General features: G+C 68.2%; 18 protein-coding genes, 1 tRNA gene and 1 other RNA gene (1 of these 20 running past the window's edge). 5 read left to right on the top strand and 15 right to left on the bottom strand.

Annotated elements, in window-relative coordinates:
* The 3 genes in view from B2869_RS05880 to B2869_RS05870 are tightly spaced (at most 9 nt apart) and all read right to left on the bottom strand, a layout consistent with a single transcriptional unit that may run on beyond the window.
* Positions 1–265, bottom strand: partial view of a bifunctional [glutamine synthetase] adenylyltransferase/[glutamine synthetase]-adenylyl-L-tyrosine phosphorylase gene (locus B2869_RS05880; RefSeq protein WP_292763723.1) — the 5' portion only. It extends 2,747 nt beyond the left edge of the window; the window shows 265 of its 3,012 coding nt (coding positions 1–265); its start codon is at positions 263–265; the stop codon falls past the left edge of the window.
* 9 nt (positions 266–274) lie between these two features.
* Entirely contained in the window at positions 275–1,612 is a 1,338-nt protein-coding gene (gene glnA, locus B2869_RS05875) for a type I glutamate--ammonia ligase (RefSeq protein WP_021200708.1), read from the bottom strand.
* Between the two features lie 2 nt (positions 1,613–1,614).
* Positions 1,615–1,839, bottom strand: a complete 225-nt coding sequence (locus B2869_RS05870; RefSeq protein WP_021200709.1) for a hypothetical protein — start codon at positions 1,837–1,839, stop codon at positions 1,615–1,617.
* A gap of 68 nt (positions 1,840–1,907) precedes the next feature.
* Between B2869_RS05870 and ppgK the strand changes: the two genes are divergently transcribed.
* The gene (gene ppgK, locus B2869_RS05865) at positions 1,908–2,654 is read left to right on the top strand and encodes a polyphosphate--glucose phosphotransferase (RefSeq protein ID WP_021200710.1); all 747 of its coding nucleotides are present in this window, start codon (positions 1,908–1,910) and stop codon (positions 2,652–2,654) included.
* Positions 2,655–2,753: 99 nt separating this feature from the next.
* Here ppgK and B2869_RS05860 read toward each other — a convergent pair whose 3' ends face one another.
* The 5 genes from B2869_RS05860 to B2869_RS05840 all read right to left on the bottom strand — a co-directional run bounded on the left by B2869_RS05860 (position 2,754) and on the right by B2869_RS05840 (position 6,823).
* On the bottom strand, positions 2,754–3,410 hold the full coding sequence (locus B2869_RS05860) for a YoaK family protein (RefSeq protein ID WP_167254014.1): 657 nt from the start codon (positions 3,408–3,410) through the stop codon (positions 2,754–2,756).
* Between the two features lie 96 nt (positions 3,411–3,506).
* Positions 3,507–3,863: RNase P RNA component class A (gene rnpB / locus B2869_RS05855), an RNA gene on the bottom strand.
* Positions 3,864–3,906: 43 nt separating this feature from the next.
* The gene (locus B2869_RS05850; protein WP_292763712.1) at positions 3,907–5,607 is read right to left on the bottom strand and encodes a bifunctional 3'-5' exonuclease/DNA polymerase; all 1,701 of its coding nucleotides are present in this window, start codon (positions 5,605–5,607) and stop codon (positions 3,907–3,909) included.
* Between the two features lie 22 nt (positions 5,608–5,629).
* Entirely contained in the window at positions 5,630–6,364 is a 735-nt protein-coding gene (locus tag B2869_RS05845; protein ID WP_029260271.1) for a zinc ribbon domain-containing protein, read from the bottom strand.
* Between the two features lie 36 nt (positions 6,365–6,400).
* The gene (locus B2869_RS05840) at positions 6,401–6,823 is read right to left on the bottom strand and encodes a YchJ family protein (protein ID WP_292763708.1); all 423 of its coding nucleotides are present in this window, start codon (positions 6,821–6,823) and stop codon (positions 6,401–6,403) included.
* A 42-nt stretch (positions 6,824–6,865) separates the two neighbouring features.
* On the opposite strand from B2869_RS05840, the gene B2869_RS05835 reads away from it, so the two are divergent.
* Entirely contained in the window at positions 6,866–7,714 is an 849-nt protein-coding gene (locus tag B2869_RS05835) for an aldo/keto reductase (protein ID WP_136024267.1), read from the top strand.
* 11 nt (positions 7,715–7,725) lie between these two features.
* Here the strand turns inward: B2869_RS05835 and B2869_RS05830 are convergent, their stop codons facing one another.
* Positions 7,726–8,562 (bottom strand): helix-turn-helix transcriptional regulator, encoded by an 837-nt coding sequence (locus B2869_RS05830; RefSeq protein WP_029260268.1) that lies wholly within the window; start codon positions 8,560–8,562, stop codon positions 7,726–7,728.
* A gap of 100 nt (positions 8,563–8,662) precedes the next feature.
* Here B2869_RS05830 and B2869_RS05825 point away from each other — a divergent pair, with 100 nt between their 5' ends.
* On the top strand, positions 8,663–9,427 hold the full coding sequence (locus B2869_RS05825; protein ID WP_292763702.1) for an SDR family oxidoreductase: 765 nt from the start codon (positions 8,663–8,665) through the stop codon (positions 9,425–9,427).
* Positions 9,428–9,460: 33 nt separating this feature from the next.
* Here B2869_RS05825 and B2869_RS05820 read toward each other — a convergent pair whose 3' ends face one another.
* The 6 genes from B2869_RS05820 to B2869_RS05795 all read right to left on the bottom strand — a co-directional run bounded on the left by B2869_RS05820 (position 9,461) and on the right by B2869_RS05795 (position 14,418).
* Positions 9,461–10,414, bottom strand: a complete 954-nt coding sequence (locus B2869_RS05820; protein ID WP_021200718.1) for an L-lactate dehydrogenase — start codon at positions 10,412–10,414, stop codon at positions 9,461–9,463.
* A 74-nt stretch (positions 10,415–10,488) separates the two neighbouring features.
* The gene (locus B2869_RS05815) at positions 10,489–11,376 is read right to left on the bottom strand and encodes a TIGR01777 family oxidoreductase (RefSeq protein WP_292763698.1); all 888 of its coding nucleotides are present in this window, start codon (positions 11,374–11,376) and stop codon (positions 10,489–10,491) included.
* An 82-nt stretch (positions 11,377–11,458) separates the two neighbouring features.
* Positions 11,459–12,016, bottom strand: a complete 558-nt coding sequence (locus B2869_RS05810; protein ID WP_292763695.1) for a dihydrofolate reductase family protein — start codon at positions 12,014–12,016, stop codon at positions 11,459–11,461.
* A gap of 75 nt (positions 12,017–12,091) precedes the next feature.
* Positions 12,092–13,522, bottom strand: a complete 1,431-nt coding sequence (locus tag B2869_RS05805) for a PepSY-associated TM helix domain-containing protein (RefSeq protein ID WP_292763692.1) — start codon at positions 13,520–13,522, stop codon at positions 12,092–12,094.
* A 166-nt stretch (positions 13,523–13,688) separates the two neighbouring features.
* On the bottom strand, positions 13,689–14,294 hold the full coding sequence (locus B2869_RS05800; RefSeq protein ID WP_021200722.1) for a hypothetical protein: 606 nt from the start codon (positions 14,292–14,294) through the stop codon (positions 13,689–13,691).
* A 51-nt stretch (positions 14,295–14,345) separates the two neighbouring features.
* A tRNA-Val gene (locus tag B2869_RS05795) sits at positions 14,346–14,418 on the bottom strand.
* Positions 14,419–14,571: 153 nt separating this feature from the next.
* Here B2869_RS05795 and aceE point away from each other — a divergent pair.
* Positions 14,572–17,298, top strand: a complete 2,727-nt coding sequence (gene aceE / locus B2869_RS05790; protein WP_292763686.1) for a pyruvate dehydrogenase (acetyl-transferring), homodimeric type — start codon at positions 14,572–14,574, stop codon at positions 17,296–17,298.
* 31 nt (positions 17,299–17,329) lie between these two features.
* The gene (locus B2869_RS05785; protein WP_021200724.1) at positions 17,330–18,526 is read left to right on the top strand and encodes a PucR family transcriptional regulator; all 1,197 of its coding nucleotides are present in this window, start codon (positions 17,330–17,332) and stop codon (positions 18,524–18,526) included.
* The last annotated feature ends 148 nt before the right edge of the window (positions 18,527–18,674 follow it).

Genomic DNA, 18,674 nt, shown 5'->3' with positions numbered 1-18,674 from the left:
CCCCCCCACCCCCCCGCCATCCCCGCCGACGGGTCTCCTCGTCGACCAGCAGCCGCCGCAACGGCGCCTCGTCGCGGCGCGCCACCCGCAGGAGTCCGCGCACCGCTGCATCGGGGTCGGCGGCGTCGGCCGCCTCGAGCAGGACCGAGCGCGGCTGATCCAGAATGGCCGCCAGCTCAGCGAGAGAGGCCGCGGCTTCGCTCAGCTCGGAGAAACCGAGCCTCGCCAGCGCGGAGAGGGAGACCGAATCGTCAGGACGCGCCATCTGTGCGGATCAGAGCAGTTCGAGATTGCTCTTCAGCTCGAACGGGGTGACCTGACCTCGGTAGGCCTCCCATTCCTTGCGCTTGTTGAGCAGCACGTAGTTGAAGACCTGCTCGCCCAGCGTCTCCGCGACGAGCTCGGATGCCTCCATGTACTCCAGGGCATGGTCGAGACTCGCCGGCAGCGCCTCGTAGCCCAGTGCACGCCGCTCGGCGTCGCTCAGCGACCACACGTTGTTCTCGGCCTCGGGCGGGAGATCGTATCCCTCCTCGATTCCTTTGAGCCCCGCTGCGAGCAGGAGTGCGTACGCGAGATACGGGTTCGACGCCGAATCGATGCCCCGGTACTCCACGCGGGACGACTGGCTCTTGTTGGGCTTGTACATCGGCACGCGGACGAGAGCGGAGCGGTTGGCGTGGCCCCAGGTCACGAAGCTCGGCGCCTCGTCGCCGCCCCACAGGCGCTTGTACGAGTTGACGAACTGGTTGGTGACTGCAGAGATCTCGTTCGCATGACGGAGCAGGCCCGCGATGAAGTGCCGCCCTGTCTTCGACAGCTGGTACTTGGCGCCTTCTTCGTAGAACGCGTTCTGGTCGCCTTCGAACAGCGACATGTGCGTGTGCATCCCGCTGCCGGGCTGGTCGCTGAGGGGCTTCGGCATGAACGTCGCATAGACGCCCTGCTCGATCGCCACCTCCTTGATCACCGTGCGGAAGGTCATGATGTTGTCGGCTGTCGTGAGTGCGTCCGCGTAACGGAGATCGATCTCGTTCTGCCCGGGGCCGCCTTCATGGTGGCTGAACTCCACGGAGATGCCGAGGTCTTCCAGCATCCGCACCGAGCGGCGGCGGAAGTCGTGTGCCGTGCCACCGGGAACATTGTCGAAGTATCCGGCCGAGTCCACGGGCACGGGGCCGTCGGGACCGAACGAGGAGGACTTCAGCAGATAGAACTCGATCTCCGGATGCGTGTAGAACGTGAATCCGGCGTCCGCGGCCTTCGCGAGCGTGCGCTTGAGCACGTGACGCGGGTCGGCGACGGCCGGCTGCCCGTCGGGCGTCGTCAGGTCGCAGAACATGCGCGCGGTCGGGTCGATCTCCCCGCGCCAGGGCAGCGTCTGGAACGTCGTCGGATCGGGCTGCGCGAGCAGATCGGATTCGTAGGTGCGTGTCAGCCCCTCGATCGCCGAACCGTCGAACCCGATGCCCTCCGCGAAGGCGCCCTCGACCTCGGCCGGCGCGATGGCCACCGACTTGAGCGTGCCGATCACGTCCGTGAACCACAGCCGCACGAACTTGACGCCGCGCTCCTCGATGGTCCGGAGGACGAAGTCCCTCTGCTTGTCCATGGCTACTCTGCGCCCTGGCCCTTTGCGTCGCCCTTGACATCCCAGCCCTGCTCGACGGCCTCTTCCTCGGCCCAGGCGCGCGAACGCTCCTTGACGACCTCGGGCGCACGGCGGGCCTCGGCCTCCGTGTCGAACGGACCGATGCGGTCGATGGAGGGCGAGATCATGCCGAACTCGATCTCGCCGGTCGTGGAGTTGTACCAGTACTTGTGGTCGCCGTCAGACATGTCTGCCCCTTCTTCACGTGATGTCATCGATCCTACTGGCGCGCACCGCGGTCGCTAAGCTATCGCCCATGGCAAAAGCGATCGGCGTCGACATCGGCGGCACGGGTATCAAAGCAGGAATCGTCGACCTCGAGCACGGAATCATGGCATCCGACCGGGTGCGGGTCCCCACTCCCGAGGGCGCATCGCCGCAGGATGTGCTCAACGCCGTGCAGACCGTTCTGAAGACGCTCGACGTCCACGACTCCACCCTTCCGCTCGGTGTCGCCTTCCCGGCGATCGTCAAGCGCGGCAAGACCCTCTCCGCCGCGAACGTCTCGAAGGAGTGGATCGACTTCGACGCGGAGCGGTTCTTCCGGGACGGCCTCGGCCGCAACATCGTCTTCGTCAACGACGCCGATGCCGCCGGCGTCGCGGAGGCCCGCCACGGAGCCGCGAGGGACGTGCGCGGCTTCACCCTTCTGACGACCCTCGGCACCGGTATCGGATCGGCTTTCCTCTACGACGGTGTGCTGCTGCCGAACACCGAACTCGGGCACCTGAACTTCCGTGAGTACGAGTCGGTCGAGACGTACGCCGCGACCTCGGCGCGCGAGCGCGAGAACCTCACCTGGGCCGAGTGGGCCGAGCGCCTGCAGGCGTTCTACTCGCACATCGAGTTCCTGTTCAGCCCCGACCTGTTCGTGGTCGGCGGCGGCGTGTCGAAGAATGCGGGCGACTTCCTCCCGCTTCTCGATCTCAAGACCCCGATCGTCCCGGCGATCCACCGCAACAACTCCGGCATCATCGGTGCGGCGTCCCTGGCCGGGGACTGATCGCCACGACGCCAGACACCCGAAGGCCCCGCTGACTCGATGTCATCGGGGCCTTCGTCTGTCCGTCGCCTGCGAACACTGCTCTCGGAACACCGCCGATCAATCGTTCGGTCGCTCCCGGCGCCCGCGGCGACTCGCGGCCAGACCGACCGCAGCGAGGGCGAGCACGATCGCGGCGAGAAGCAGCGCCGCACCGCTTCCGAGCCGGTGCGCCGCGGCACCGATCACGGCGCCGCCCGCGAGCGACCCCCAGAGCAGCAGCGGACGCACCCACGCGGACCCGGATCGGCCGGTGACGAGCGAAGCGAGCGCAAGCCCCAGGCTGACCAACGTCCCGGTTGCGTACGTGATCGCGACCCGCGCGCGCCCGTCCGAGAGGTACAGGGTGTTCAGCGCTCCCATGGCGAAGGCCAGCATCCAGAATCGAGCCGGCCCCGTCGGTGCGATCGCGGCGAGGCATGCGCTCAGAGCGACGACGGAGGCGGACGCCGCAACAGCCCACGCGCGCCGGCGCCCGTCCCCGGCGATGATCGCTCCCATGACGACTCCTGCGACGAAAGCAGCCACGAGCGCCAACGGCAGGAGCGAGGCCGCGAGTCCGCCCTCGAGGATGTCGACGCCGGCCTGGGTCGAGTTCCCGCTCATGAAGGAGACGAAGAATCCACCGGTATCGATGAAGCCGATCGCATCCACATACCCCGCCACGCCGCTGAGCACCAGAGACAGTGCCAGACCCCGGCGCGTCACTTCGCGCATGATCTCGACCTCATGGACGTGCCTTTCCGGGCGATGGACGTGATGATCCGGATTCGCCGAGGGCACTCCGAGAACACCTGCTCAGGTCGTGCGGTGCGAATGGGCCGACCTGTACGCCGGGTTCTGTTCCGGGGTTCTTCGCCCCTTCGACGGCCATCTCTCTCGGCGACACGTTGCCGTGGCACTCTAGCGGTCTACCCGAGGACTCGGCGAGCCGCGTCAACATCCTCTGTCTGACCTTGCTCCGGACGAGGTTTACCTGGCGGGCCATGTCACCATGGCCCCCGGTGGTCTCTTACACCACCCTTTCACCCTTACCCCTTGCGGGGCGGTCTACTCTCTGTGGCACTTTCTCGCGGATTGCTCCGGGTGGGCGTTACCCACCGTCCTGCCCTGAGGAGCCCGGACGTTCCTCGGTGCGGTCACCCGCAACGCGGCCGTCCAGTCGACCCATTCGCGTCTCCAGTCTACGTTCTCCGGATCCCGCGGCCTGCGACTACTTCTCCGCCGACTCCGCGATGCGCAGGTCGAGGGGCACATCGATCGGGAAAGAGCCGAACAGTCTCGTCGTCGCAGTGGCCGCTGCCTCTCGCACGGCCTCCGCGGCGGCCTCGGCATGTTCGAGCGGAACGTGCAGGATCACCTCGTCGTGCAGGAAGAACGCCAGGTGCGGCGCGCGTGCGAACGGACCGGATGCCGCAGCCTCGGCGAACACCTCGGGGATCTGCTGCAGCCGATGACGGATCTCCGCCAACCAGATCAAGGACCACTCGGCAGCCGTGCCCTGCACCACGAAGTTGCGGGTGAACCGCCCCCAGTCGCGTGCTCTGCGGCGCGCGAGAGCCACGACCGCCGGGTCGGCGTCCGCGTCGGTCGCTTCCGACTGCAGCCGCATCCACTCCACCGATGGCCGCGGGGAGGATCGGCCGAGCCAGGTCGACACGATGCCACCGTCCTCTCCCGTCCGCGCTGCGGCATCGACGAGCGCCATCGCGCGCGGGTACACCTTCCGCAGGCGCGGAACCAGCCGGCCGCTGTCGCCCGTCGTGGCTCCGTACATCGCTCCGAGAACCGCGTACTTCGCCTCCTCTCGGGTCGCCACCGCACCGGAGGCGACGACTCCGGCGTAGAGATCACTCCCCCGGGCGGCCCGCGCCATCGCCTCATCGGCCGCCATCGCGGCGAGCATCCGGGGTTCCAGCTGCGCGACGTCCGCCACGACCAGAGTCCATCCGGGATCCGCCCGCACTGCGGGGCGCAGGCTCCTCGGCAGCTGAAGCGCCCCACCGCCGGCCGAGGCCCAGCGCCCGGTGACGACGCCACCCGGGATGTACACCGGACGGAATCGTCCCTCGTGCACCCACTCCGCAAGCCATGCCCAGCCGTTCGCGCTGAGCAGTCTCGAGAGCTTCTTGTACGCGAGCAGCGGTTCGACCACCGGATGATCGTGCTCGGCGAGCTCCCACCGACTCGTCGACTCCACCTGGATGCCGACGCGATGCAGCGCCCGAAGCAGCTTCTGCTGGCTGTCGAGGTGGAGCGACGAGTCACCGAGGAGCTCACGCACCCGATCGCCGAGCTCGACCATGCGGCTCGGCACTCCCCCGGCGACCGGACGCGTCCCCAGGGCGTCGGTCAGGATCGCATCGTGCACGCCCGCGTCCCAGGGCAACCCTGCGACCCGCATCTCCTCGGCGATCAGGCCACCCGCCGATTCGGCGGCGCACAGCAGTGTGAGACGTCCGTCCGATGCCGCAGCGATCACGTCGCGCTGCGTCCGGTACTGATCGAGCGTCACGGCGACCGCATCGTCATCGACGACATCGTCGAACACGTCGAACAGCGATGGAACCGCTGCGGCAGGTTCGCGTCGCTCCCAATCGGGCGATGCCGGAAGCGGGCTCGGAACCGACGAGGTGTCCCGCAGGATGGCGTGGCACAGGACCAGATCATGGCTGCGCGTGATCCGAACTCCGTGGCGGAGGAGAAGCGCATAGGTTTCCGCGGCGGAGCGCATGATCCATCGCGGAGCATCGGAATCCTCGACCGAACGAACCCAAGCGGCGAGATCATCGGCGCGCAGAAACGTGCGGTCCTGCTCTCGGTCGTTCCCGTCGAGTTCGATCGCCGCGTACTCCCGTGGCCCGACGGAGATCAGCGCGATGCGTCTCTCGACGCCCGACGCCGGTGTCGTCATCGCCGGCGCGCGCAGGCGCCGCTCATGCGAGCCCGGACTCCTCGGTGCGCACGAGGATGCAGCCGCATTCGGGACATGAGACCACGAGGTCGTCGGCCGCGCGACGGATGTCGTTCAGGTCGGTGCTGGGGAGCAGGATGCGGCAGCCTTCGCAGGTGCCGCGAGTGAGCAGCGCGGCGCCCGCGCTGTTCGCGGCACGGCGTGCGTACTCGGCCAGCAGCTCCGGCGCCACGCCTTCCGCAACGGCAGCCCGATCGCGGGCGAGTTGTGCACCGAGCTCGGTGGCCGCGGCGACATCCGCCTTCGCCTGCGCCGTCAGCGCGGAACCCTCCGCCGTCGTGGTGTCGAGAAGTGCCTGCTGCGCGGCGAGGGCGGCTTCTGCTTCCTCGAGCCGTCCCATCACATCGAGTTCGGCGTCCTCGAGGTCGCTCTGCCGGCGGGCGAGGCTCGCCAATTCGTGCTCGAGCGCCTGCGCGTCCTTGGAGTTCGTCGATGCGGCGAGCCGCTCCGCGTCGCGATTCCGTCGTGCCTCGACGACGGCGACATCGGATTCCAGGCGCTTCAGCTCGGTGCGCACATCGTCGCGGGTGCCGGCGAGAGAGGTCAGCTCGCGGAGCTGCTCCTGGCGGATCGCGACGAGCTCGGTGATCCGCCCCGCCTGGCTCGGCTTCGTTCGTGCACGCTCGGTCTGCGCGATGCGCCGATCGAGGTCGGCGATGTCGAGCAGGGTGCGCTGGTTCTCGGGGCTGGCGTTCACGCTCTCAAATCTAGTCGCTGTCACGACATCCGCCCATCAGTGCACGTCGCCGTCGACGTAGTACCAGTGACGGTCCTCCCGCACGAAGCGGCTGCGCTCGTGCAGCGACCCCCTCGCTGCTCCCTGACGCCAGAGCGCCTCGAACTCCACCACGCCGTCGCGGTCGAAGGGGCCTCCGGCCACGCGATCGATGAGGACCAGCCGCCGCCACTCGAGGTCGGGCTCGAAATCGATCGTCTCCGGCCTCGTCGTCGGATGCCAGCTGCGCAGAAGGTGCGCCGCGTCCTGAACGACGAAGGCCGTGTAACGCGAACGCATCAGACGCTCCGCCGTCGGAGCAGCGGCTCCATCGAGAATCGGGCGGCAGCACGCGCCGAACGTGTCCCCGGACGAGCACGGGCAGCGTGACCCGTCGTCGATCACGACGTCATCCGGCGCCATCTCCGCCTCCGTTGTCATCCCCTCAGCGTACGCTCGACGAAAAGGCCAAGAAGGAGCATCGTGACCACTCAGCCCGTCGTCCCCTCGTTCACCGCCCACAACGGGTTCGCCCTCCCGGCCATCGGCCTCGGCACCTACGGACTCCACGGCGATGTCGGGGCGGAGGCCGTCAGCGGCGGCATCGGCGCGGGCTACCGCCTGGTCGACACGGCGTTCAACTATGAGAACGAGGGATCGGTCGGGCGCGGGGTCGCCGCCTCGGAGGTCGATCGCTCCGAGATCATCGTGACCACCAAGCTCCCCGGCCGCCACCATCCCTCGGCGAAGGCGCGCACGAGCATCGAGGAGAGTCGTTCCCGCCTCGGTCTCGATGTGACGGACCTGCACCTCATCCATTGGCCGAACCCCCTCCAGGACGAGTACGTCCAGGCCTGGGTCGCGCTCGTCGATGCCCAGGCTCGGGGTGTCGTCCGGCAGATCGGCGTGTCGAACTTCCTCCCGGAGCACCTGGAGCGCATCGAGCAGGAGACCGGGGTGCGGCCCGTCGTCAACCAGATCGAGGTGCATCCGTACTTCCCGCAGGAAGAGCAGCTCGCCTACCACCGAGAGCACGGCATCCTCACCGAGGCATGGAGTCCGCTGGGTCGTGCGAAGGAGCTCTTCGACGAACAGGTGATCCACGACATCGCCGCGGCCCGTGGCATCACGAACGCGCAGACAGTCCTCGCGTGGCACGTCGCCCGCGGCACGGTGTCGATCCCGAAGGCGTCGTCGCTCGAACATCAGGTGGCGAACCTCGCAGCCGCCGAGATCGTTCTCGACGATGCCGAGGTCGCGGCGATCACTGCGCTGGGACGCGCGGACGGACGCCTCTTCGACGCCGACCCGCGGACGCACGAGGAGTCCTGACGCCGATCGCGTCAGACGTTCTGCGTACCCAGTACCCGCAGGAACTCGAGCTTGCTCGCCGATTCGCTTCCGGGTGCGGCGGTGAGAACGATCAACGCGTGCGATTCATCCTCGGTGAAGAGCGCCTGACAGTCCACCTCGATCTCGCCCAGTTCCGGATGCACCATCACCTTGTGCTGCTCGAACCGACGGCTCACCACGTGGGCGTCCCACAGCTCGACGAACTCCGGGCTCCGGGCGGTCAGCTCCGCGACGATCTCCCCGGCGCGGGATCGGGCGCCCATCACGCCGTGCGCCGCACGCAGCGACCCGACCAGGGCGCGGGCCTGCCGTGGATGATCGGCCTCGCGATACCGACGTCGTTCGACGTCGGGATACGCGAACCAGCGGTAGATTCCGCTGCGATCAAGCCCGGTGAGCGCGCTCGCATCGCCCACGAGCGCGCGGGACGCATCGTTCTGCACCAGCACTTCATCGAGGACGGAGACGACGAAGGCCGGGGTGTCATGTAGTCGGTCGAGCACGCGGAGGATGCCGGGGCGTACGTACTCCGTGATGTGTGCACGATCGGGGGCACTGTGGCCGCAGAGCCGGAAGAGGTAGTCGCGCTCGTCCTCGGTCAGGCGCAGAGCCCGGGCCAGCGCGGCGAGGATCTGCACGCTCGGCTGCGGACCACGCCGCTGCTCCAGACGGGCGTAATAATCCGTCGACATGGTCGCCAACTGCGCCACCTCCTCCCTGCGCAGTCCCGCGGTGCGTCGTCGCGGCCCCGCCGGGAGCCCGACGTCAACGGGCCTCAGCGCCTCCCGCCGACGGAGGAGGAATTCGGCCAATGCATCACGATCCACCCCTGAAGTATCCCCCGCTGCCGACCCCGGTTCCAGGGATCCCCGATCCCTGGATGTCCGCTCTCTGGATGGACGGTGCCAGGAAGCCGAGGCTGGTCGCATGAACATCAGCGGAAACACCATCTTCATCCCGGGAGCGACGAGCGGTATCGGCCTCGCCCTCGCGCTGCGCCTGCACGATCGGGGCAACACCGTGATCGTGGGCGGACGCCGCGAGGACCGCCTCACGGCCATCGCGACCGCGCACCCCGGCATCCACACGATCCGCATCGACACTGCCGACACGCGCAGCATCGAGGCCGCTGCCCGTACTGTGCTCGCCGAGCACCCGGATCTCAATGTGCTCATCACCATGGCCGGCGTCATGCGGGCAGAGGACTGGACGACCCCGTCAGGCTTCCTTTCCACCGCCGAGGAGACGGTGACCACGAACGTCCTCGGGCCCATCCGGCTCATCGCCGCTTTCATCGATCACCTGGGCGCGCAGCCGGATGCGACGATCATGACGGTCTCCTCCGGGCTCGCGTTCGCCCCGCTCCGGGTGACCCCGACCTACAACGCCAGCAAGGCCGCCATCCACATGCTCAGCGAGTCTCTGCGCCTGCAGCTCGAGAGGAGCAGCGTGTCGGTGCTCGAGCTGGAGCCGCCGGCAGTGCGCACGCCGCTCATGCCCGGGCACGAGGAAAACGAGTCGGCGATGCCGCTCGACGAGTTCATCGACGAGGTCATGATGCTGATCGAGTCGCAGCCGGACGCCACCGAGATTCAGGTCGAGCGGGTCAAGTTCCTCCGCTACGGCGAAGCCCGCGGCGACTACGACCAGGTCGTCGCGACGCTGAATCGCACCGACCCGCACGGTCGCTGAGAACTGAGGGCGTCGGCCTCCGAGCCGGCGCCCTCAGGGACGCAGGGTGGCAGCCGCGGCGGTGAGGGCGTCGGCGGACTGACGCAGCAACGCCAGCTCACCGTCGGAGAACGACGTGTTCCGGATCGGCACGGCACCCGCCGCACTCACGATCGACGGCACCGAGAGGGCGACACCGTCGAGCCCGTGGAAGTCGCGCAGCACCGTGCTCACCGGCATCACGGCATGCTCGTCGCTCAGGATCGCCTCGACGATGCGCGCGCTCGACAGGCCGATCGCATAGTTCGTGGCCCCCTTGCCCTGGATGACCTTGTACGCGGCGTCACGCACGTCGACCGCGATCTCCTGCAGCTCGTCGAGCGTGAAGCGCGGGTGCCCCGGCGTCTCCCACTCCAGGATCGGCACGGTGCCGATCGTCGCGCGGGACCAGAGCGGGAATTCGGTGTCGCCGTGCTCGCCGATGATGTGGGCGTGCACGCTGGCGGTCGACACTCCGGCGCGCTCACCGAGCTTCCACCGCAGCCTCGACGTGTCGAGCACGGTTCCCGAGGCGAAGATCCGCTCCGGCGGAAGCCCCGTCTCCTCCTGTGCGATCACCGTCAGCACGTCGCAGGGATTCGTGACGATCACGTAGATGGCGTTCGGTGCGACTTCGAGCAGATCGGGCATCATGCGGCGGATGATGCCCGCGTTGACCTCGGCGAGCTCGATGCGGGTCTGGCCGGGCTTCTGCTTGGCCCCGGCCGTGATCACCACGACGTGCGAACCAGCCGCGACGGAGATGTCGCTGCCGCCGATGATGTCGCTGGAGCCCGTGAACTGCGTGCCGTGGGCGAGGTCGAGCACCTCGGCCTCGACCTTTTCGGTCGCGATGTCATACAGCGCGACGTGCCGGGCAGAGCCACGGATCAGTGCCGCATAGGCGACACTCGATCCCACGCTTCCCGCACCGACGACCGTGAGCTTCGAGTTCTCGATGATCTCCATGCGCACAGTCTTGCAGTGCGGCACCCCGATCCGGGAGGGGTCTCACCGGAAGAATGCCGTCCCGCTCGACGACGTCACAGCGCGGCGGCGACAGCCTCCGCCGCAGTCGCGTGTGTGAACCGGAATCCGGATCGCTCCAGTACCTGCGGCCGGACATCGGCGTCGGGGAGCAACAGCGATTCCGCAGCGTCCCCGAGAGCCCAGCGCAGCGCCCAGGCCGGCGCGGGCAGCCAGAACGGCCGATGCATCCGCGCGGCGAGCGCACGACCGATGTCGTTCGCGGAGGCCGGAGTGGGTCCGGTGAGGTTCACCGGACCCACGATCTTGGCGTCCACGATGTGGCGGATCGCCCGCACCTCGTCATCGAGCGAGATCCACGGCCAGATCTGCGTGCCGCGGCCCAACGGCCCGGAGACGCCGAATCGGGTCAGTTGGATGAGGGGCTTGAGGACTCCGCGTCTGTGCACCACCGGCGCGGTACGGAGCAGGGCGACCCGGGTGTGGTCTTCCGCGCGTCGCGCTTCGGCTTCCCACCGCACGGTCAGATCGGCCAGGAAGGTCTGCCCTGCGGCCGAGTCCTCGGTGAGGATCTCACCGGGGGCGGAGCCGTAGTATCCGACGGCGGATGCCGAGACGAGCGCCGGGGCGTCGGAGCGCAGTGCCCGAAGCGCGGTGGTCAGGGTACGCGTCGCCTGGAGCCGCGAGTCGACGAGCTCCCGACGATAGCCGCGTGTCCAGGGCAGCCGTCCCACGCTGGCTCCCCCGAGGGCGACGACCGCGTCTGCGCCGGCCAGAACCTCGGGGTCGAGTGCGCTCTCCCCCGGCGCCCATTGCGCCTCGTCCTCCGATCGCGGGATCCGACGGACCAGAGCGGTGACTTCGACCCCATCCGCGCGGAGCGATGCGGCGAGTGCGGTGCCGATGAGGCCCGATGCCCCGCTGATGACGATACGTCCCGCCATGTGTGAAAACTCCCCTGTCCGATCGCCGAATCGTGTCGTGCGGTCCAGCGTACGCGCCGCCTCGCTCCCCGGAGGTCAGGTCTCAGCGGGCCCGCCGATAGTGCGTCGCGATGACCCCGCTGCGAAGCGGTGTGGCGGAGATCAGCTCGAGACGGCGTGTTCCTGGCAGTCCGTCCTGATAGAGGGTCGGGCCGTGACCCACGATCCGGGGGTGCACGAGGAACCGGTACTCGTCGATCAGGTCCAGGCGATCGAGCGCGCTCGCCAGCATCCCGCTGCCGAGCAGGACACCATCGGGGGTGTCGTCCTTGAGTCTCTGTACGCTCGTGCGCAGGTCTCCGACGAGGCGATGGCTGTGGGCCCAGGGGAAGTCGTCTCGCGTGGACGAGACCACATACTTCGGCTTCGCGTCCAGCGCGACCGCCCAGTCGTACAGCGCGCGTGGAGCGTCCACCTCGCCGCGGGCGACCGCCGGCCAGGCGTCCTCCATCATCTCGTAGGTGGTCCGGCCCCAGAGCATCGCACCGGATTCCTGCAGCAGTCGCGTGAAGTGGGCGTGGGTCTCGTCGTCGGCGATCCCCTCACGATGATCGACGCAGCCGTCGAGGGTGACGTTGATGCTGAAGGTCAGAAGTCCCATGCGGGGAGCATAGGTCTGCGGCGAGGCGACCGCCAGGGGCTTTCGGACGGTCGCCTCGCCGCTCATAGGCTGCCTTCACCCGCCCTTCGTGCCTCGCGAACGCGTGACGCCGATGACCGTGTCGAGGATCACGAAGCCGAGGAGTGTCCATCCGACGAGCGGAAGCCAGAAGCCGATGAGAACGGCGGCGACTCCCACCGCTCCGATCCCCCACCACGGTGCCGTCGGCAGCACGCGGCGGGGTGGGGCCCCGACGACGGGGCCCGTGACACGCGGCGGCCTCCGTTTCCACCACAGGAGATAGCCGAGCACGACCATCGCGGCGAGTCCGACCGCGACGACGAACAGCACGAGCTGGTTGACGAGTCCGAACATGACCCCCATGTGCAGGTTGATCCCCCAGCTGGCGAGCTTCGCCGCGAGCGGGAGGTCCGCGAAGTCGATCCGGTCGACGACCTGCATGGTGATCCCGTTGATCGCGAGGGAGTCGCCTTCCGTGGGGAAGCTGCTCTTGATCTCGCGGATCGCCCATGCCGTGCCGGGCTCTGTCGGCGGTCTGATCTCGACCTGCCCCGTGTTGACGTTCTCTTCTTGCGCGATCGCGAGGATCGCGTCGAAGGTAGCAGGATTGGCGGCGCCGGTCGGTGCGGTCATCGCGCCGTTGTGGCCGGCGTGCTCATCCGCTGACGCGGTGCCGCCGTCGAGGCTGGTGTCGATCGAGGGCGTGCCCCAGTCGAGTGCGGCGCGAAGGCTGCTGACGTTGTTCCCGGCATACTGCGACCAGGTGATTCCGGTGGCGGAGAGGAAGAGCGCACCGAGGATGACCCAGATCCCGATGCTCGTGTGCCAGCCCAGCATCCCGCGGTAACCCTTGTGGGCGAGGTTCGGGCGAAGGAGGTCCCTCTTCGCCCGAGACTTCCGGATGCGGACGATCCACAGCCCCAGACCCGCCACGACCACGATCCCGAGCCAGGAGGCGGCGAGTTCGCTGTAGAGACGTCCGGCGTCTCCCAGGTGGAGGTTGCGGTGGAGATTGCTGATCCAGGTGCGGAGCGGCGTCGCGCCGCTGGTGCCGTAGACGACCAGATCGCCGCGGATCTCTCCGGTTCCGGGATCGACGAACACGGCCCTGGATTCGCTCGGTCCCAGCCCGTCCTCGGCGTACATGATCCGTGTGGTGTCGCCGGGTTCGGGTGCGGGCCGCACAGCGAGGAGTCCGGAGGGGTCGCCACGGTAGTCGGCGGCGGCCTCGATCTGCTCCGCGAGGGTGAGTGATGTCTGCGTGTCGGGTGCACGCAACTGCTCCGCGTAGACGGCCTGTTCCAACTGCGGGGTCAGCGCGTACAGGGCGCCGCTGACGGCAGCGATGAGGATGAACGGCCCGACGAGGATGCCCGCGTAGAAGTGCAGACGGAGCAGCAGAGGGACGAACCATCCGCGTCGACGGGACGTGGCGGGCGGGGAGGGCGGGGAGTGTGGGGCGGATTCGGACGATGTGAGGGTCATGGTGGTGCTTTCCGGATGTGAGGGGTCGCCGATGGATCGTCGTGCACACCCGGGAGTAGGGAATGCCCCGGGCGCAGACGGACGACACCGACGGTCGTTCAGGAGGCTCTGGGCGCGCGTGGCGCCCAGAGCGGGAACACACCGGCCGCAGACGAGCCGGTGCGGATCAGCTCACGCCGTGTGCCGGCGGAGCCCGCCCCCGCAGACTCGCGAGTGTCGACGACTCACGCAGACGACGACCACGCGGCGAGACGCCGGGTTCGCGCAGGTCGAGCATCGCGGGGGCGCCCAACGCCGCTGCCACCCGACGACGCACCCAGAGGACCACCCGAATCGCGAGGTCTCGCAGCGCGAGCAGCATCCGCTCACCGCGATGCGCGGCGGCGACCGTCACGATCGCCGCCGACAGGTGTCCGATCCACATGGTCCCGTCGGCGACGACCAACTCCGTCGTGCCGGAAGCACCGGGCAGAACCATGGCAGTGCCGTGTACGTGACCGAGGGACCGCCCCGAGGGCTCGATCGTCCCCAGGACGAACAAGAGGTGGAACAGGAGTTGGCTGATCGCGATGGAGATGCTCGATCGGATCACCGAGAGCTTCCGGCCCGCGAGGAGCACGCAGACCATGAGGGAGAAGATCCAGGGCACCAGGATGCCCAACGGGCCCGGCATCTGTCCGCCGCCGGTCACGTGGCCGGCCAGCGCCGCGAACGTCGCGAGCGACGCCGAGGAGAACCCACGCACGAGTGCGCTCTTCCTCGACGGGGTCATGTTCCCATCCTGTCATCGCCGCGGCGACAGGATGGAGCTCGCGATCTGGGGTGGGCCCTGCCGGGATCGAACCGACGACATCCACGGTGTAAACGTGGCGCTCTACCAGCTGAGCTAAAGGCCCTGGTGTCGTCAGTCTATCGGGAGCCCGATGCGCACCCGTGTCGTAGAAGAGGGATAGGCTGAATCCGGCGCGCGTTGTGCACAGCTGACAAGGCTGCCCGTGTCGCTTCCCGTTTCCTTGGCATGACCTGCCAGCTTGACGAAAGGTTCCCCCGTGACCGTGCACGACCAGGATCCGTACTCCCAGGGCCCCCTCGACAGCGATCCGGAGGAGACCGGCGAGTGGCAGCAGTCCCTCGATGAGCTGGTGGATGCCAAGGGCCACGGCCGCGGCCGCGAGATCATGCTCAGCCTGCTCAAGCGCTCGAAGGAGCTGCACCTGGGCGTGCCGATGGTCCCGACGACGGACTACATCAACACCATCGCCTCGGAGAACGAGCCCGAGTTCCCCGGCGATGAAGAGGTCGAGCGTCGCTACCGTGCATGGATCCGCTGGAACGCCGCGATCACCGTGCACCGCGCGCAGCGCCCCGGCATCGGCGTCGGCGGACACATCTCGACGTATGCGTCGTCGGCCGCGCTGTACGAGGTCGGCTTCAACCACTTCTTCAAGGGTGCCGACAACCCCGGCGGCGCCGACCAGATCTTCATCCAGGGTCATGCCTCGCCCGGCACCTACGCCCGCTCGTACCTCGAGGGACGTCTGAGCGAAGACCAGCTCGACGGCTTCCGCCAGGAGAAGTCGCACGCCCCGAACGGCATCCCGTCGTACCCGCATCCGCGTCTGATGCCGGAGTACTGGCAGTTCCCGACCGTGTCGATGGGGCTCGGGCCGATCAACGCCATCTACCAGGCGATGTCGAACAAGTACCTCGAGAACCGCGGCATCAAGGACACCTCGCAGTCGCACGTCTGGGCTTTCCTCGGCGACGGCGAGATGGACGAGGTCGAGAGCCGCGGCCAGCTGCAGGTCGCCGCCAACGAGGGCCTCGACAACCTCACCTTCATCGTCAACTGCAACCTGCAGCGCCTCGACGGCCCGGTCCGCGGCAACGGCAAGATCATCCAGGAGCTCGAGTCGTTCTTCCGCGGTGCGGGCTGGAACGTCATCAAGGTCGTCTGGGGTCGCGAATGGGACGACCTGCTCGCCCGCGACACCGAGGGCGCACTGCTCAACCTGATGAACGTCACCCCCGACGGCGACTACCAGACGTACAAGGCCGAGTCCGGCGCTTACGTGCGCGAGCACTTCTTCGGACGCGACGAGCGCGCCGCGGCCCTCGTCAAGGACTACTCCGACGAGGACATCTGGAACCTCAAGCGCGGTGGCCACGACTACCGTAAGGTCTACGCCGCGTTCAAGGCAGCGACCGAGCACAAGGGCAAGCCCACCGTCATCCTCGCGAAGACCGTCAAGGGCTACGGCCTCGGTCCGCACTTCGAGGGCCGCAACGCGACCCACCAGATGAAGAAGATGACGCTGGACAATCTCAAGACGTTCCGCGACGCGATGCACATCCCGATCACGGATGCGGAGCTCGAGGAGAACCCCTACCTGCCCCCGTACTACAACCCGGGCCCCCAGGACGAGACGATCCAGTACATGCTCGAGCGTCGTCAGGCTCTCGGCGGCTACCTGCCGGAGCGCCGTTCCACCCACGTCGGACTGTCGCTGCCGGACGACTCGGCCTACGCCCTGCCCAAGAAGGGCTCCGGCACGCAGGAGATCGCCACGACCATGGCGTTCGTCCGCCTGCTGAAGGACCTGCTGCGCTCGAAGGACTTCGGCCACCGCATCGTCCCGATCATCCCGGACGAGGCCCGCACGTTCGGAATGGACGCCTACTTCCCGTCGGCGAAGATCTACAACCCCAACGGCCAGCACTACACGTCGGTCGACCGCGAGCTCCTCCTCGCCTACAAGGAGAGCCCGCAGGGCCAGATCGTGCACGTCGGCATCAACGAGGCGGGTGCCCTCGCGGCGTTCACCGCGGCCGGCACCTCCTACGCCACGCACGGCGAGCCGCTGATCCCGATCTACCTCTTCTACTCGATGTTCGGATTCCAGCGCACCGGCGACGCCCAGTGGGCGGCCGGCGACCAGATGGCCCGCGGGTTCATCATGGGCGCCACGGCAGGTCGCACCACCCTCACGGGTGAGGGCCTGCAGCATGCAGACGGCCACTCGCACCTGCTCGCCGCCACGAACCCGGCGACGGTCTCGTACGACCCGGCCTACGGCTACGAGATCGCGCACATCATGCGCTCCGGTCTCGAGCGCATGTACGGCGGCAACCACGAAGACCCCAACGTCATGTACTACATCACGCTCTACAACGAGCCGATGGTCATGCCGGCGGAGCCGGAGAACGTGGACGTCGACGGCATCGTGCGCGGCATCCACCGCGTTTCGGTCGGCGAGGGCGAGGGCCCCCGCGCCCAGCTCTTCGCGTCGGGCGTCGGTCTTCCCTGGGCACTCGAGGCTCAGCAGCTGCTGAAGAACGACTGGGGTGTGATCGCCGACGTCTGGTCGGTCACGTCCTGGACCGAGCTTCGCCGCGACGGCCTCGCCGCCGACGAGCACAACTTCCTGCACCCGGAGGAAGAGCCCCGCACCGCGTACCTCACCCAGAAGCTGCAGGGTGCCGAGGGTCCGGTCGTCGCGGTCAGCGACTTCATGCACGCTGTGCAGGACCAGATCCGCCCGTGGGTGCCGAACCGCTTCGCCACGCTCGGTGCCGACGGCTTCGGCTTCTCCGACACGCGGGCCGCGGCTCGTCGCTTCTTCAAGATCGACGGCCCGTCGATCGTCGTCCGCACGCTGCAGTCGCTCGCCGAAGACGGGGTCGTCGACCGTTCTCTCGCCGCGCAGGCCATCCAGAAGTACAGCCTGCACGATGTGAACGCCGGAACCAGCGGCAACGCGGGCGGCGAAAGCTGAGCCCTCGGTGACAGGTTCTCCTCCTTCCGGCATGGACAAGGCCGCGACGCTCACCTGGCTGCGCCGGATCTCCGGTGACATCGCCTCGGTGACGATCAAGCGCCTGGAGGACACCCTCCCGTGGTACGCCGATATGCCACCAGCCCGCCGCTCTGCGGTCGGGCTGGTGGCCCAGGCGGGCATCACGTCGTTCATCCAGTGGTACGAAGACCCCACCTCCACCCCGTGGATCGCGGCCGACATCTTCGCCGCGGCCCCGCGTGAGCTCCTGCGCAGCGTCAGCCTCCAGCAGACCCTGCAGCTGATCCGCGTGACGGTCGAGGTCACCGAGGAGCGCGTCGCCGGACGGGGAAACGATCTCCGCGAAGCGATCCTGCTCTACTCGCGTGATGTCGCCTTCGCGGCGGCCGACGTGTACGCCAGGGCTGCGGAGGCCCGCGGCCTATGGGATGCGCGCCTGGAGGCGCTCGTCGTCGACTCGATCCTCACGGGCGAGGCCGACGAAGAGCTCCCGAGCCGGATCGCCGCGCTCGGATGGCACGGTCACGGGGAGGTCGCCGTCCTCGTCGGCACCACGCCTCCCCAGTTCGACGTCGATCTGGTCCGCCGTACGGCGAGGAAGCTCGCTGTCGACGTGCTCATCGGCGTGCAGGGCTCCCGACTCGTCCTGGTGCTCGGACGCGCCCGAGTCGAGGGGCACGAAGTCGAAGAGGAAGAGCTCGGCTTCCAAGAGATCGCCTCCCGCCTCGAGCCGTCCTTCGGCCCGGGATACGTCGTACTCGGCCCCGAGGTCGCCGCCCTCGTGGACGCGAGCCAGAGCGCACGCGCCGCGCTCGCGGGGTTCGCCGTCGCCCGTGCATGGCGCGGTGCTCCCCGTCCCGTCGAAGCCGATGACCTGCTCCCGGAACGGGCACTCGCCGGAGACCCGTTGGCGAAGCAGACCCTGATCGAGCGCATCTTCCGCCCCTTGCAGGCGCACTCCACCGATCTGGTGACGACCCTGTGGAGCTACCTCGACAACGGGCGCTCCCTCGAAGCCACAGCACGCGAGCTGTTCGTGCACCCCAATACCGTGCGCTATCGCCTGAAGCGCGTGAGCGAGGTCATCGGCTGGGACGCCACCGGCCCCCGTGAGGCTCTCATCCTGCAGACCGCGCTGATCCTCGGTTCGATCGGTGCGGCGGATCAGGTACGGCGGCGGCCACCGCTTCGACGTCCGCAGCGCTGAGCGCGCCCTTCTGTACGCCACACACAAGGGTTTTTCCGAATCTTGTGATGGATCATCCACCGATCTCCGGCAATCGTTGGCAGACTGGGTGGGTGATTGTCGTCGTATGCCCAGGTCAGGGCTCGCAGACCCCCGGATTCCTCGCCCC

Origin of the sequence: Microbacterium sp. UBA3486 (assembly GCF_002377845.1) — a bacterium.
GTDB classification, from domain to species: Bacteria; Actinomycetota; Actinomycetes; order Actinomycetales; family Microbacteriaceae; genus Microbacterium; species Microbacterium maritypicum_A.
Note: the sequence above shows the minus strand (reverse complement) of the source record. Positions and strands in the feature narration are given on the sequence as shown.